Origin of the sequence: Mycoplasma struthionis (genome assembly GCF_003855455.1) — a bacterium.
Taxonomy (GTDB): Bacteria; Bacillota_I; Bacilli_A; order Mycoplasmatales; family Metamycoplasmataceae; genus Metamycoplasma; species Metamycoplasma struthionis.
Genome location: NZ_CP034044.1, coordinates 723,079 through 737,591 on the forward strand (window position 1 = coordinate 723,079; position 14,513 = coordinate 737,591).

The following is a 14,513-nucleotide window of genomic DNA, read 5'->3' on the forward strand; positions in this document are numbered from 1 at the left end:
AAATCTTAAAGATTTAATACTATTTTTCAATAGTTATTTTTCAAATTGATTTATTTTTTCATTAAGAGTAAAATCTCTTGAAAAGTTTTTTAAAAAATATTTAAAATAGTGTTTAAATGTTCTAAATAAATTACCTTGTGTTTCAAAACTTTCTTGACATATTATTATTACTTTTTGAAGATCATAGCTATATTTTATTACTAAATTTTCATTTTCTTGAAAGTAATATTTAGCTATATATTGTTCTTTTTCACTTTGATAATTTTCAAGATTTTCAAGCGCACTAAAAGGTAAAGCGGCAATATCTTTTTGAGCTGATAATTTAGTTAAAAAGTTACTTAAATTATCTAATGTGCAATCAAAAGAAGCATAATTAATTAAGTTTTTTGTATAAACTGAAATGTTTTGTTCATACAATCTATTAAAGTCCATTGATTGAGTTTGATAGTAATTAAACATATCAATTATTTTTATTAAGTTTGAAAATAAATCAAAGTCAGCAAACTTTTCTTCATAAAAACTTATATTAAAGTTTTCATCATAATATAAATAATTGTTTAAATTACTTAAATCTAAATTTTCATAAAATTCATTTTTATATAATAAATTGAATTTTGTTGAAATATTATATATAGCCTCTTTTTTAGTTGCTAGTGTTCCTATAACACTATTTAATTTTTTATTTTCATAATTAATTGAAGAAATATGATTTGAAAATAAAATGTATAATAAAATCAAGTCATTTATATCTATTAATTTATATGTAATATTAAAGCGATTTTTTTTAAGTTTATAGTAAATAAAAAATCTCTTAGAATCAAATGAAAATTTAACAAAATAATTGATTTTTGCTAATTTTTTAGTAAAAATCAATGAAAAAGTGATTTTTTCAGGCTTATCTTCTTTTATTTTTTTATTGAAAATTTGATATTCAATATCACTTCTTCCAATGATTTTTTTAATAAAACTCATGTTGTATTGTGAAGATACAAAGCCTATTGAAAGTTGTTTATTTGCCTTTTTTAAAAAAGTATTTTCTAAACAATCATCAGTATATTCATTTATTAATTTTTCAAAATCTATTTTGTCATTATCATTTTGAAATTCTTTTATATCCCCATAGTTTAAATTTTCTAAATTATTTAAAACATTTTTTATAAATTCGTTTTCTATATTTTTTCCTTTTGAATTAAAAATATTTAAAGCAAAAATGCCTTCAAATGAATATTGATTTAAATAAATAGCTAAATCAAAGTTTTTAATTTTTTTAACAGTGTAAATTAAAAAAGATTCATTAACTGCTTCATATTCTGAATAATTAATAACTTTTATATCATTAGCTGCTAAAACGTTTTCAATTATTTTTATTGCTTTTAATAAAAATGGATGGCTTTTATCTGTTGCTATTAGAATAGTTTTATAATTTTTTAAAAATGCTTCTTTAGCAATTGCCTGGCTTAAAAAAAGGACACTAAGTTCATTAAATGAGTGATTATCAAAAGCAATAGGGGCTAAAAATTTATTATTTATGTAATTAAAAGATTGCATAAATTTTTTTATTTCTAAGCTTTCTAGATTTTTTAAATAACTTAGTTTTTTAGCATCTAAATGATAATATCTTTTATAATCTTCAAAATCAAGCATTATATACCTCTTTTTATTGTGTTAATAAATGTTTCAAAATCTATTGGGTTTCCTAAATCAATACCTCTTTTTAAAGTTTGAATAGATAACAATAAACCTCTTCTAAATCTTTCACTTTCAAAATCTACTGGTTCTAAGAATTTCACATTTTGTGAATCAAATAAGTTTTTAATATTTTTTAAAGTTACATTTTCTTGTGAATTTTCTATTATAGAATCAAAATTATCAGAAGGGTAATAATAACCTAAAGATAGATTTAAATATTCTACAGGTGTTAAAAAATATTGTTTATTATTAATTGTATATTTAGAAAAGTTATCTTTATTATACATTCATTTAACAAAATCTAATAAAGCTTGGTTTTCTTTTGTTGATTTTTTTATTCCAATTAAGTTAAGACCTTGTAAAAAATAAGATCCATTTTCTTTGCTATTTGCATTTTTAATAGGTGCATTTAAGAAAAGAAAATCGTCTAAATTAGGCAGCCTTCTTTTAATTGTGTCATATATTCTATTAGACACAAGTGAAAAAAACTTAGAGTTTATTTCACTTGTGTTTTCATTTCCAAAGGCTATATTTAATTCTTTATCTTCAAACATCGTTTTATATAAAAAGTAAATTTTTTTCAGTTCGTTTTGTCTATCTGGATTTTCTAAAATATTTCTTATATCTAATGTTTGTGAAGAATTATATTTTAAAAAATAATGATTATAATCTTGATTTGCATCATTAAACATAATTGAATAAGTTGTGTTAACAACTGACTGTGAATATAGATAATCTACATTTCCTTTTTCAGTTGAAGCGTGAATTACCGAAGTAAAACGGAACAAGTTTTCATAGCTATTTAAGTCAAGATCTTCAAAAAGATTTTTATTATCTAAAATTAAAGTTTTATTAAAATTAAATTTAAGTTTTCAAAGTTCAAGATCTTCAACTTTTGTCAATGTTTTTAGATTTGTAAAGTAATCTTTTGCAAGTTTAAAAATTGGAACACGTTCCAAGTTTAAACTGATACCATTTTTAGTTGCATATTTTTCAAGCTCTAAAAGAAAGTAGCCTAATAAAGGTTTATTTATAACTAACGCTTCAGAACTTATGGCTAATGGTAAATTGGTTATTTTATCTGAATTAAAACGATTATATTGTTTTAAAAAATCAGATGATAATGAAGATAATGTTAAAGCTGAAGAAAAATCTAAAGCTTTATTTTGTGAAGCTGCGTAATATGCTAGGCTAGGATAATGAATTACTAAGTTAGGTAAATCTTTATTTTTAGCTTCAATGCCCAATGTAATATGATTATATAATTCTCTACGACTTTGTGCAGGAATAAGTTCAATTTTAGTTTTTTTGTTTTCACGGTTAAATTTATCAATAACCGTCGAAACTCTTTTAAATGTAGAAGAGTTTACTGCATATGGTATTTGAAATTTAAGCAATACTTTTTTATTGAAAATTTCACATGATGTAAATACAAAAGGAATAAAACCAAACATAAACAATGCTGCCAAAGCTGCTTTTTTAAGTTTAAATTTATGTTCTACCATATGTTAAAATTATATCAAAAAATTTCCTGCCTAAAGGCAAGAAATTTTCACTAACACAGAATATATTAAATGTTTTATAGTCCACCGATTCTGTGGATTTGAATAGGCACATTTATTAGCCCGAATAAACACAATGCTACGAATACTATACCAATGATAATTGCTAAGAAAATGAATATTAAGCCTATAGATCTAAGAATCATTTTCTTTTTTTGTTGTTTACGTAGTTTTATAACTGAAATTGATAAATTGTGATCCATATTCTATCCTTTTGTTGCATTTCCATTTCTTGAAATAGCATTCATAATTCTTTTTCTTAATACAAAGTAAATAATGAACATAGGTAGAATTGCTAGAATTGTACCAGCCATACGTATAGAACCGTAAACTCTAGGTACTTCTTCATTTAAATCTTTGCCTGTGTCAAATACTCACAAGTTCATTGGTTTTCATACTTCTTTAGCAGAACCAGACATCAATAATGCTGGTCATGTATATGAGTTTCATGAAGCAAAAGCAGTTAGAATTGCAACTGTTCATGTTGTTGAACTTACCATTGGTAAAGCAATTTTAACAAAATATTTAAATCCATTTGCTCCATCTAACATTGATGATTCTTTAACTGAATTTGGAATTGCTTCAAATGCATTTTTATACATATATGCAAAGAAAATTGAAGCGGTGAATGGTGCTATTAAAGCAAATCATAACCATTCTTTTTGTTGTCATCCCATACGAACAACAACGATATATTGACCTACCAATAAAGCAATTTCTGGAAGGATCATTAATGATAAGAAGAAAGCAAAGAATCCAGCTTTTCCTTTTCAATTATTTAATGATAAAGCGTAACCTAATGTTAAAGAGAAAAATAATCTGACTAGAATTGATAATGAGGTTACACCAATTGTAAATACTACAGATTGTAGATATCCACTAACTAAGGCAGCTCTATAGTTATCAAAGTGAAATACTGTAGGATCAGTTGCAGTAGCTCTTGGGAATAATACAGCAGGAGTGTTTGAAGCTAAAATAGTTAGCTCACGGTTTGTTAATGATTGACTAATCATGAAATAGAATGGAAAAATAATTATTAATGCGAAAAATACTAAAACAAATATTTTAAATGCTCAACCAGCTAATTTTGCAGCCGCACTTGTTGAAGAGTATGGCTTGCTCATTACTTCTTGCTTAGCTTTTAAAAACTGTTGTTCCTTTCAATGTCGCGCTTTCAATTTTTCTAAAGACACGTCTTTCTCCTAAATTATTTGATAGTTTAAATGTTAAGAATACTAATCTTCTTAAACCAAATGAAATGATTAGTCCGATTAAGAATAGAACAATAGATGCCGCTGCTGCACGACCATATTGTGCTGAAACTGTTCAGTGGTAAACATAAAGCATTAATGAAGCCCCGTTAAATGTAATTGCATTTTGAGAACTGTTATCAAACAATGCTAATGGGAAAGTTTTAATTCCACCGATAATACCCATTGTGAATAAGAATGAGATTGTTTTATTAATTGATGGTAATGTAATTTTGAAAAATTGTTTTGTACTTGAAGCACCATCAATTGAGGCTGATTTGTATAAGTCTGGGTTTACTGATAACATGGCTGTTGTTAAGATAAGAATTTGGAAAGCTAAACTTCCTCAAATACCTCTAACTAAAATAACCATGAAAGGTGCAAATTGATTATTAGAACTGTCTAAAAATTGGATAGGCTTTTGAATTAAATTTAGTTTTTGTAATATTATGTTAATCAAACCACCATCTGATTTAAAGATGTAGGCAAATGCTAGAGAAACAGCAATACCTGATGTTACATATGGTAAGAAAAACACAGTTTGTCAAAAGCTTCTAGCTCAGGTTTTAATAACTTGAGAAATAGCAGCTGATATTAAAAGAGAAATCATTAAACTAATAGGCAATGATAATATTGAGTATAGTAATGATGTTCTAACAGCTACATCAAATACAGCTTTGTTTGTTGAAAAAATAAACTTAAAGTTTCCTAATCCAATTGCTGTGTCAGCAGTCGTAAAACCAACTTGTGTTTTAAGTGCTGTAATAATTACTATTATAAATGGGAAAATTGTAAATAAACCCATTGTAATTAAAGAAGGCAACATAAGCATAAAAGGTTTTCAGAAAGGTACCTTTGTGTTTAAAACGCTTAATGCTAAACCAGGATTTTTAACCCTGTATTTTTTTCAAAAATAAGTACGCATTTTTTATACATGTTCCTTAGTATTTACATCAAATAAGTGGAACAATGACTCATGTTTAATATTTAATTTAACAAGTTCGCCAACTTCATAACGGTCTTTAGCACCTAAAAATACGTTAGCAATTTTGTCTAATTTTTCAATATAAATTTGAGCTTGAATTTCTTTTCCAAGATATTCAACAACTTTAATTTTGCCTTCAATTACACCATTTTGATCTTCTATTAAGTTTTCTCCTCTAAATCCTAAATCAATTCTTGATTTTGCATAGTTAGCAGGAGCTTTAGCAACTTTTTTGCCTTCGTATAAAACGTTTCCAGATTTGACATCTGTTTCAACGATTGTCATTTCAGGCATACCTAAGAATCTGGCAACAAATTCATTTTTAGGTTTTAAATATAATTCCATTGGTGAACCAATTTGTTGAACTTGAGCAGTTGACATACATACAATCTTGTCACTAATTGACATAGCTTCTTCTTGATCGTGAGTAACGAAAACTGTTGTGATACCTAATTCTTGTTGAATTGAACGTATTCATTTTCTTGTTGAAATACGTAATTTAGCATCTAAGTTAGATAAAGGTTCATCTAATAATAGAATTTTAGGTTTTTTAACAATAGCACGTGCAATAGCAACACGTTGTTGTTGACCACCTGATAATTGAGTTGGACGTTTTGCTAAGTTTTTAGTAATGTCAACTCTTTTTGCTACTTCTAGAACATCTTTAACTTTAGCTTCTTCTACTGTTAAAACATCTTTTGATAATATTTCAACTTCTTTTTGTAGTTCTTCAGGTAATAAAGCGATACTTCCAGAAATATTATTATCAAAGCTTTTAATTTTAATTCCTAATTTTTCTAAAACAGGACCTAAAGCTTGATAAACAGCTTCTTTATATTCTAATTCTGTAGATTTTGAAACTGCTATATATCTTTGTTTAATTTCTTGAATTTTTTCTTTTAATTCTGATTGTTTTTGAACTAATTTTTTGTCATCTAATTCTTTTTTAGCTAATTTAATAGCAAGTTTATTATTTTGTTTTGCTTCTTTATTTATCATTTTTAGGTTTACCTTCAAAAAAGCCTTGTAATAAAATATTATAACGTTTAAAAGGATCTATATTAAAATCACGTACAGCATATTGAAAAGCACGATCTTCAGCTCAACCTACTAAATCTTCTTTTAGCTCAGGTTTTTGAGTCATTTGTAAACAATAATCAGGTTTTTTTGTTTTTATAAATGGAATATCAAAATTGTCATAATGACTTTTAAAATTAATTGATGGATTAAAATCTTTAATTAAGTTATGAAACGTTCTATAATAAAACAAACTATTTAAATTGTTTTTTCTTCCAAATTGACATACTACTGCATAATATTCATTTTTTTCAGCTAAGCTAAACATTGCGCAAGGTTCATGAATAATTTGTTTTGATTTATGATCTTCTATTATCATTGAAAAATATGGATGAGTTATATTTTGCATGCTGTCATGTTCTTCTTTTGTAATTTTATATAAAAATAAAAAATCTGAAATAGGAAAATGACTTGTTGCTTTTTCAATTTCAATAAAAGCTTTTAAATTTTCTTCAGTTGCTGAAGGATTTTTAGAAAAAGGCATATCTTCTGGTGCTAAAAAAACACGACCAACTTCTAATTTAGTATATACATAAACATTCTCAACAATTTCATTTGTTTCTTCATTTAAAACATTAACAAAAAAACGTTGATATTCAGGGAATAACTCTCATCTATCTACTAAAAATAGCTCTTCTTTTGTTATTTCAAAAACTGTTCCTTTAACTTGAGATGCTTTATCTTTTTTTAATAAAAAATATAATGTATCGTCTACACATTTAGCATATCCATTTAAAGAAGCTTTAAATTTTTTTGTATTTTCATTAAATAAATTTTTATAAAATAATTCATCTTGTATTGTTCCATAACTAAACAATAATATTTTGTTTTCTTCTTTTACCATATTAATATTATAATTGTTTTTATTTTTGTTGTATAATAATTATGCCACGGGAATGATAACCTTGTAATCTGGTCAGGATAGAAATATAGCAGCCACGTCGAGAAGTATTGTGTTCTGTGGTCTTTTTTTTATTATCTTAATAACTAGTAAATTTAGTTGCTTTTATATATAATTAAAATAGGAGAAAAAATGTATTATTCAAAATCTTTAATTCCTTTAAATCAAGATGATTTTAAAGGTTATATATTATTTAAAACAATTGAGTTTACTGTTTATATAAAACTTTCAGAAAAACCTATTTTAAATTCACAGTTAATATTAAATCAAATTACAAATCCAAGTCAATATGATTTAGAAACTTTTAAAAATTTATATGGTGATCTAAAAGAAATATTTATAATTCCAAATACCTTAACTTTTTCTTTAGAAACTATAAATATTTGAGATGATAGAAATCCAGATAATAATTTTGTAAATAGCAATGTTTTAAAAGAAGCTTTAAATAATTTAGTTTTATTTTTAAATCGCAAATCCGAAGACATTGTTTTTATTTTGATAGCTGAAATGGAAAATGCACCAAAAGGCTTTCAGTTATTTGTTCAACCATATTATATTTTTGCAAATCCAAGTTTTGTTGATAAAGAAATCACTGAGATGACTAAAGATATTGAAATGGCCCCAAAAGATTTAATTATAGTTGAAGCATATGAAAACTACAGCAAGCTTTTACCTAAAGCTAATCAAATCTTTTTAGATAGACAAAATCCTATAGCTGAATATCTAAGTTCTAAAATGGCTGTAATGGTTGAATCAGCACTTGAAAAAATTGAACAAAAAACCGTTTTAAATTAAAAGTAAAGAGTTTAATCTCTTTACTTTTTTTATTCTTTATTTGGAATTTCAGGTTCTGAAAATAAAATAGAATTTAAATCTTCAACTGGTTTTTTATCTTCTATTTTTGCTTTTTCTTTTTTGACTTTTATTTCACTTGTAATTGTTTGAGTTGGGCTTATACTTACATTATTATTTTTATTTTCGTTATTATCGCTATTTTTTTCTTCAAAAGAGCTTCTTCTTTTTCCATATTCATTATGTCTATTAAATCTTGTTTTTGTTCAGCTGTTAAATCAAGATTATAGTTTATATATTTTTGCATTTGCTTTTCTTTAGTTAGTTTTCTAAAAATGAATTTGCTGTCTTCTAAAACATATGGAGTTCAAAAATAGTAGTGAATATGAGGATAGAAAATACGATCCATTTCGATCGAAATTAAACATAATTTATTTTTTCTAATATATTTTTTAAATAATTTATATCTTCAATTAATAAGTCTTTTTTTACTCATATTCATCTTCTTTTTTATTACTATAAAATTAAAACATATTTTTTAATTTACTTTAAATAAAATAATTATTTTTATTATTTAACCTAGTTAATTCTCAAATTTGCAAAAAAGTGTGTATTTTTTTTTTTTTTCAAAATAAAAAGCCACATCTTGCGATGTAACTTGTTTTAATTAAACTAAACGGTTGTAGTATTCAACGATTAAAGCTTCGTTTATTTCGTGTGCAAATTCATTTCTTTCAGGAACTCTTGTAAATGTTAATTTAAAGTTTTCTTTTGTTAATCATGGAGAAACAGTCATAACTTCCATTGCAGCTTTCATTTCAGCATTATTTTGAAGTGAAGCTTTCATTTCAATAACTGATCCAGGTTTAATTAACATTGAAGGAATGTTTACTTTGTGACCGTCAACTGTGAAGTGACCGTGGTTTACGAATTGTCTTGCTTGAGCTCTTGTTCTTGCTCAACCAGCTCTGAATACTAAGTTGTCTAATCTTGATTCAACCATTTGTAATAAGTTAACCCCAGTAACACCGTGTTTTTTAGATGCTGCTAAGAATAGGGTTTTGAATTGACGTTCATTTAAACCGTACATGTATCTAACTTTTTGTTTTTCGTACATGTGTAATTGGTAATCTGATGGTTTAGCTCTTTTAGCACCGTGTTGTCCAGGTGCTGTTGTACGTTTTTTACCTTTAGAAAATTCTTTGTTATTTTCTAATAAAGAAGTTCCATATCTTCTTGATCTTTTAAACATTGAGCCTGTAAATCTTGACATAATATTTCCTTTCTAAAAAGCAAAGGAAAATAATTCTTTTTAAAGTTTTTTATTCTAATGATTTCAGAATACAGCTTACCTACTATCAAATTTATAACAAAATAAAAAACAATTTAAAAATATTATTTTGCTGTTCCAATGCATATACTATTTTACACTAAAAAAGTTAAAAACTTTTATAAAGTTTATAAATAAACTAAAAGTTTTTTTAAAAGTATAAAAAAATAGGTTATAAACCTATTTCTTTAAAAATCATGGAATGTCATAATTATGTGGATCTTTTATATTTAGATTATATAAAATTGAAGCAAATGAATTGTGTTTTTTTAATGAAAGTGGGTCTTCATTTTGATTATTTATTCCCATAAAGTTGTGACTTTTGAAGCATAATTTCAAGAGTTTAAAACTTTTAAAGGAGTTCCTGAGTTAACTACAGTATTCAATCCTTCTTCACCAAAAACACCACTTCCTGAGTTACCTTGATTAAAGAATGCAGGAACATATCCATTTTGATAATCTAATCTAATTCCAGCTGAAGAAATTTTAGCTCTATTATAATATATCCTGCTTGTTTTGCAAAGGAAAACCGTTATTTCCGCCATGATATGCATAAGGTATATTATCAATATCATTTACTTTATCACCAACATAATTTAAATTGAAATCTGTAATATTTTTTCAATTTTCAAATCATAAAGCGGTTTCATATCGTCCATCGCTTTTAGCTTGTTTAATTATGTCTTTAATGTCAACTTCAATAATAGTTAAATCTGTTCTAACAGGATTTAAACCTTGATTATTTAATTGATCTTTTCCAGTTCAAACAACTTTTGGATATACACCAACAGTATATAAACCACCTCAATAACTATGACCCGCATTTATATTGTTGCTAAAGTATTTACCATAACGAGTTAATATCTTCAAGCAACTTGATGACTGTTTTCTTTTAATGCTTGAATATTTTCATATTTTTCAACGTGGTTATTAGTTAATAAAAAGAATTTTGTATTATCTTCAGAATTTGAAGCTTTTCCAATTACAGTAGCTGAACCATAATTATAAGCCATTGTTCTTTCTCTTAAGTTTTTAAATAATGGAGTATTATTTTGATCAAAGTTTAAATATTCATTACTTAATAAATAACCTTCGTGGAATTTATATGAAACATTTTGATTTGGTGAATATTCAGTTCATAATTTTGAATAATCATTACTGAATAAAATTGGCATATTTCTTGAGTATAGCTTAGTTTTTTATAATCAAATTTATTAGTTTCAAAACCAAAATCTTCTTTTTGTTTATTGTTTTCGTATCTAATAGTTATTTTAGCAGCTGCTTTTCTTAATAAAAATGCTTTATCAGATTTAAATTCTCCGCCTCTTGGACCAGTTAAATCTAAGGATCTAATAACTTCATCTTCAGGGTGTGAAATAAAATTTTATATTCAACTTTTTCTGGTTTTAAACTAAAGACAATTCCTTCGCCATTTAATTCTGCTTTTAAAATTAATTTAATTCCTGGAGCATTTTTTCTTGTCAAACCATTAACATAATCTAAAGCATTAGTTGAAAATTCTTTAGTAATAGCGTGATTTTGCAATTCTTTTACATTAAAAGTGAATTTAAAAGGATCCCCAAAACGTAAGAAACGTCTTTCATCTTGGAATAATACATTACCAAATAAACTCATATCTAACTCAGCTGATGTATTGTTGAATCTAATAGTGTTTTTTCAATATATTTACGTTTTAAAGTTCATGAAGCAGATTTGTTGTTTCATCATAGCTTCAATATAAATCTTTATAATAAGCTTCAATTTCTCTTTGTCTTTTTACTGAGCTGCTTGAATATATTTCATGCAATGCATTGTTTTTTCATGTTAAATTATTTTCGCTTGCTGTTTCAGTAGAACTTGAAGCTTTTAAACCCTCAATTAAATATCATCTATTACCTAGAATTGCAGGTCCATTATTTGCTGGCTGATATTTCAATCTAATGTATGCTTTGCCTTGTCTTGCGTCTTTTATTTAACATCAGCTATTTTTATAGTGTTTAAGTTTAAAGTAAAGTTATTATATTCAATTTCTTGAGGATTTGACTTGCCAGTTTCTTTATATTTAATATTTGCAGATTGTAACAAACTTTGTCCTATTTGACTTTTTAAATTTTCAGCAGTTATTTGGCTAAGGCTAACTAAATTTAAGTTTTCAAAAGTTATATTATTTAAAATAACTTCTGGATATAAATTATTTTTATAGTCATTTTGTAGATTATCTAAGGTTATATCTTTATTCAATAAGTATCTTTTATTGACATCATTTTTATCAATAAAACCTAATTTAAATGTCATTGTTTTAGCGTTTTTGTTATTCTTACCTTTTGAAGCTCTAACATCAATAAAGTAAATAAAATACTTATTTGATAATTCATTTAAATTAGTTTGATTTGTTAAATCTCCATTATGCTTGATTTCATCAGTTGAAATTGTAATTGTAGAATTTTGAACAACTGTATTTTTTGGCGTCGCCTCTTTTGAATCTGGTAAATTATCAAATTTACTTGCATTTTCTGCATCTTTATTTCATCTTCACTTCTAGCGACTTGTCCTTTAAAACCAATTAAATAATTTAATTTAGTATAGGCTTTTTGTTGAACAATATCTTCAGGATCTACTAAAGCATAGCCTAGTTTTTGATTTTAGAATTAATGTATGCTTTTGTTCTTCTATATGTAAAGTTCGTTGAGTTAATATTTTGAATTTTCGTAATATCGCTAGAATCTATATTTTGATATCCATTTCCAGTAAAATCTTGAGAACTAAATACGCTATTATTTCTTGGGTTAATATCTTCGAACATTAAAGGCTTAAAGTATTTTAAATGAACTTTTCTCATAGAATCTTCTGTTAAACCTCTTGGTATTTCTACTTCTTGTCCATTATGTTTATATCAAAGAACTAAATCTACTGCCCCATTTTTTGTATCTACATTTTTAACAGATTTTATGTAAACTTGATATTGACCAAAAGAAGGAAATGTATACAATCTTTCAAGATCGCTCTTTACTCTAGCAGCGTCTCATGCTACTAATTGAGAATGAGTTTCAAGTTTATTTTTTACTTCTACTTTTTCTAAAACATGATCGCTATATTTTTTATTTGCTTCGTCAACAGTTTTAAATTCAGTATATCCTAATAATCTTAAAATTCTTTTTTCATCTTCTCTATTTGTAGCAGTAGCGGCATCTCCTAAATTTTTAACTTGTAAATATGCGTTTTTAGTAGTACCATCCTTATTAATTTTAAATTTAATAATGTTTTCGTTAGTATCAACATCTATTAATAAATCATCTGAATATGGGATTAGTTGTTCTTCAGTAATATTTTTTGTTATATTGGAAATTATACTTTTAAATCCTGCTATTCTTTCTTGTTCATTTAACTGATATTGGCTTTCACTCGATAGACGTCTAGCTGTAGGATTAACTACAAACTTGCTAATGCCAGTTGCATATAGAGTCATTTGTTGTGCAAAATAATTATCTAAACGAAATCCAAACTTAGTAGGATTAGTGTAATACTCTGTTGTTTTAAAATCATCTTTAAAATCTAATCTTACAGCCACATCACTATTTGCAATAAAATGTAATTTAGGCATAGGAACATCAACTGTTTTTAAAATGCCGTTATTAAATAAATAATCAACTTTTAATTTTGTTGCAGTTCCATCTTTTACTAAAAATCCATCTTTATGAATTTGATATTTAAAATATCCATTTATATAATCATTATTTTTTGATACATAATCATTAAATAAAGAATAGTCATTTGCTTGATCATAAGATAAAGTATTTAAATAATCATAATCAACTGTAAATAGATTTTCAATTGAAACTGAGTCAAGCGCATTTAATAAAGCATTAACATCTTTTGTAAATGTTAATTCTTTTTAACTGTTGTACTAAAACTTGGATTATCTAAAGCTCTAACAGTATATGAAACTTTTAATTTTTGAGGTTCATGAATATCTACTGAATATGAAGTTCTTGTAACTTCTGTTCCTCTAGGTTTTATTAAAGAAGTATATAAATCAAAATTATTATCTGTAAATGACAAAGGAGTTAATTTATTTGTTAAGCCATATCTTTCTAAATTATCATTTAATTTTAAAGTTAGTTCTTGATTTACTCTAGTGCTAAATGCTGCTAATCTCTTTCATGTGGAGCTATTATATAAGTTTGCTCAAATTGATTTAAAGCATTTTGTTTTTGAGTTAATACATCATTAAATAAACTTAAAGTTTGATTAGAATATAGAATTTTATTTAAATCATAAAAGTTATTAAAATCTCATCTAATTTTTGTTGTTTTACTGAATCTAATTTTTAGCTTGTAGGCTTTTAATTTTTTCAGTTATAGCTTGTAATTTAGTTTTAATTATTAATATCTAAAGTAGCTTGATCAGCTAAAGCTAAAGAGTTTATATTGCTAAAACAGTTTGTTTTAAGGCTCCTAAATTTCTTAAATAAACTATCTAATGAATCAATTAAAGAACTTAAAGCATCTATTTTTTTAGTTAATTCTGGATCTCTTTCACTATGTCTTGGACTAAATGCTGAAAGATTATTTTTAATTTGATCTAATTTTGAAATAAGTGTATCAGGTTCATTATTTAAAGAAAAATCAAGTTTATTATCAGAAGTAAATAAAGTAGATAATAAAGCTTTTAAATCATTTTTATTAGCTTCATTAATTAAAGCGTCATTTTTTTCATTATATAAATTTAAAACTTTATGAACTTTATTTTTTAAAGTACTTAATTTTTGTGCATAAGCATTAATTGCATCTTGAGTTTTTAAAGTTGTTTTTTTAGCATCAAATAAAATTTTATTTATAATATATCATCTTCAAAAGAGTTTAAAATACTGTCAAAATTGCTAAAGTCTAAATTAGGATTTTATGATTCTTGATTAAATAAATTGAAA

20 protein-coding genes and 1 other RNA gene are annotated in these 14,513 nt (G+C 25.3%); 3 read left to right on the top strand and 18 right to left on the bottom strand.

All coding sequences use genetic code 4. The annotated features are described in order from the left end of the window. Nucleotides 1–33: 33 nt before the first annotated feature. From EGN60_RS03315 to EGN60_RS03345, 7 genes are all read right to left on the bottom strand, one after another. Complete coding sequence (locus EGN60_RS03315; protein ID WP_124724087.1) at nt 34–1,644, bottom strand: hypothetical protein; 1,611 nt, start codon at nt 1,642–1,644, stop codon at nt 34–36. Next, complete coding sequence (locus tag EGN60_RS03320) at nt 1,644–3,194, bottom strand: extracellular solute-binding protein (protein ID WP_124724637.1); 1,551 nt, start codon at nt 3,192–3,194, stop codon at nt 1,644–1,646. The genes EGN60_RS03315 and EGN60_RS03320 overlap by 1 nt, the downstream gene beginning before the upstream one ends. A gap of 74 nt (nt 3,195–3,268) precedes the next feature. Beyond that, nucleotides 3,269–3,454, bottom strand: coding sequence for a hypothetical protein (locus tag EGN60_RS03325; RefSeq protein ID WP_124724078.1), 186 nt, complete (start codon nt 3,452–3,454; stop codon nt 3,269–3,271). Nucleotides 3,455–3,457: 3 nt separating this feature from the next. Continuing rightward, the gene (locus tag EGN60_RS03330; protein ID WP_124724079.1) at nt 3,458–4,444 is read right to left on the bottom strand and encodes a carbohydrate ABC transporter permease; all 987 of its coding nucleotides are present in this window, start codon (nt 4,442–4,444) and stop codon (nt 3,458–3,460) included. After that, nucleotides 4,386–5,426: a carbohydrate ABC transporter permease gene (locus tag EGN60_RS03335; RefSeq protein WP_124724080.1), complete on the bottom strand. Its 1,041-nt coding sequence runs from the start codon at nt 5,424–5,426 to the stop codon at nt 4,386–4,388. Before EGN60_RS03335 ends, EGN60_RS03330 begins: the two co-directional genes overlap by 59 nt. 3 nt (nt 5,427–5,429) lie before the next feature. Next, nucleotides 5,430–6,485 (bottom strand): ABC transporter ATP-binding protein, encoded by a 1,056-nt coding sequence (locus tag EGN60_RS03340; RefSeq protein WP_124724081.1) that lies wholly within the window; start codon nt 6,483–6,485, stop codon nt 5,430–5,432. Beyond that, nucleotides 6,475–7,407, bottom strand: coding sequence for a gamma-glutamylcyclotransferase family protein (locus EGN60_RS03345; RefSeq protein WP_124724082.1), 933 nt, complete (start codon nt 7,405–7,407; stop codon nt 6,475–6,477). The genes EGN60_RS03340 and EGN60_RS03345 overlap by 11 nt, the downstream gene beginning before the upstream one ends. 36 nt (nt 7,408–7,443) lie before the next feature. Here EGN60_RS03345 and ffs point away from each other — a divergent pair. Both ffs and EGN60_RS03355 read left to right on the top strand, forming a co-directional pair. Beyond that, nucleotides 7,444–7,540, top strand: an RNA gene (ffs, locus tag EGN60_RS03350) — signal recognition particle sRNA small type. A 56-nt stretch (nt 7,541–7,596) separates the two neighbouring features. Then, nucleotides 7,597–8,259 carry a hypothetical protein gene (locus EGN60_RS03355; protein ID WP_124724083.1) on the top strand — a complete coding sequence of 221 codons (663 nt, stop codon included), beginning with the start codon at nt 7,597–7,599 and terminating at the stop codon, nt 8,257–8,259. Nucleotides 8,260–8,422: 163 nt separating this feature from the next. Here EGN60_RS03355 and EGN60_RS03360 read toward each other — a convergent pair whose 3' ends face one another. The 11 genes from EGN60_RS03360 to EGN60_RS03430 all read right to left on the bottom strand — a co-directional run bounded on the left by EGN60_RS03360 (nt 8,423) and on the right by EGN60_RS03430 (nt 13,645). Beyond that, entirely contained in the window at nt 8,423–8,758 is a 336-nt protein-coding gene (locus tag EGN60_RS03360; RefSeq protein WP_124724638.1) for a hypothetical protein, read from the bottom strand. Nucleotides 8,759–8,923: 165 nt separating this feature from the next. Beyond that, nucleotides 8,924–9,529, bottom strand: a complete 606-nt coding sequence (gene rpsD / locus EGN60_RS03365; protein ID WP_124724085.1) for a 30S ribosomal protein S4 — start codon at nt 9,527–9,529, stop codon at nt 8,924–8,926. 237 nt (nt 9,530–9,766) lie between these two features. Further along, the gene (locus EGN60_RS03630; protein ID WP_281272060.1) at nt 9,767–9,895 is read right to left on the bottom strand and encodes a hypothetical protein; all 129 of its coding nucleotides are present in this window, start codon (nt 9,893–9,895) and stop codon (nt 9,767–9,769) included. Then, complete coding sequence (locus EGN60_RS03370) at nt 9,886–10,131, bottom strand: hypothetical protein (protein ID WP_124724639.1); 246 nt, start codon at nt 10,129–10,131, stop codon at nt 9,886–9,888. The genes EGN60_RS03630 and EGN60_RS03370 overlap by 10 nt, the downstream gene beginning before the upstream one ends. After that, nucleotides 10,082–10,456, bottom strand: a complete 375-nt coding sequence (locus EGN60_RS03375; RefSeq protein WP_124724640.1) for a hypothetical protein — start codon at nt 10,454–10,456, stop codon at nt 10,082–10,084. The genes EGN60_RS03370 and EGN60_RS03375 overlap by 50 nt, the downstream gene beginning before the upstream one ends. After that, on the bottom strand, nt 10,444–10,761 hold the full coding sequence (locus tag EGN60_RS03380; RefSeq protein ID WP_124724641.1) for a hypothetical protein: 318 nt from the start codon (nt 10,759–10,761) through the stop codon (nt 10,444–10,446). Before EGN60_RS03380 ends, EGN60_RS03375 begins: the two co-directional genes overlap by 13 nt. Nucleotides 10,762–10,927: 166 nt before the next feature. Continuing rightward, nucleotides 10,928–11,221 carry a hypothetical protein gene (locus EGN60_RS03385; RefSeq protein ID WP_124724642.1) on the bottom strand — a complete coding sequence of 98 codons (294 nt, stop codon included), beginning with the start codon at nt 11,219–11,221 and terminating at the stop codon, nt 10,928–10,930. Nucleotides 11,222–11,279: 58 nt separating this feature from the next. Continuing rightward, nucleotides 11,280–11,522 (bottom strand): hypothetical protein, encoded by a 243-nt coding sequence (locus EGN60_RS03390; RefSeq protein ID WP_124724643.1) that lies wholly within the window; start codon nt 11,520–11,522, stop codon nt 11,280–11,282. A 32-nt stretch (nt 11,523–11,554) separates the two neighbouring features. Beyond that, entirely contained in the window at nt 11,555–11,881 is a 327-nt protein-coding gene (locus tag EGN60_RS03395; protein WP_124724644.1) for a hypothetical protein, read from the bottom strand. Between the two features lie 334 nt (nt 11,882–12,215). Next, entirely contained in the window at nt 12,216–13,187 is a 972-nt protein-coding gene (locus EGN60_RS03400) for a hypothetical protein (RefSeq protein ID WP_124724645.1), read from the bottom strand. 281 nt (nt 13,188–13,468) lie between these two features. Beyond that, nucleotides 13,469–13,645 (bottom strand): hypothetical protein, encoded by a 177-nt coding sequence (locus EGN60_RS03430; RefSeq protein ID WP_157977619.1) that lies wholly within the window; start codon nt 13,643–13,645, stop codon nt 13,469–13,471. Between the two features lie 368 nt (nt 13,646–14,013). Between EGN60_RS03430 and EGN60_RS03405 the strand changes: the two genes are divergently transcribed. Continuing rightward, a complete protein-coding gene (locus EGN60_RS03405) occupies nt 14,014–14,361 on the top strand; it encodes a hypothetical protein (RefSeq protein ID WP_124724646.1) in 348 nt (115 codons plus the stop codon). The last annotated feature ends 152 nt before the right edge of the window (nt 14,362–14,513 follow it).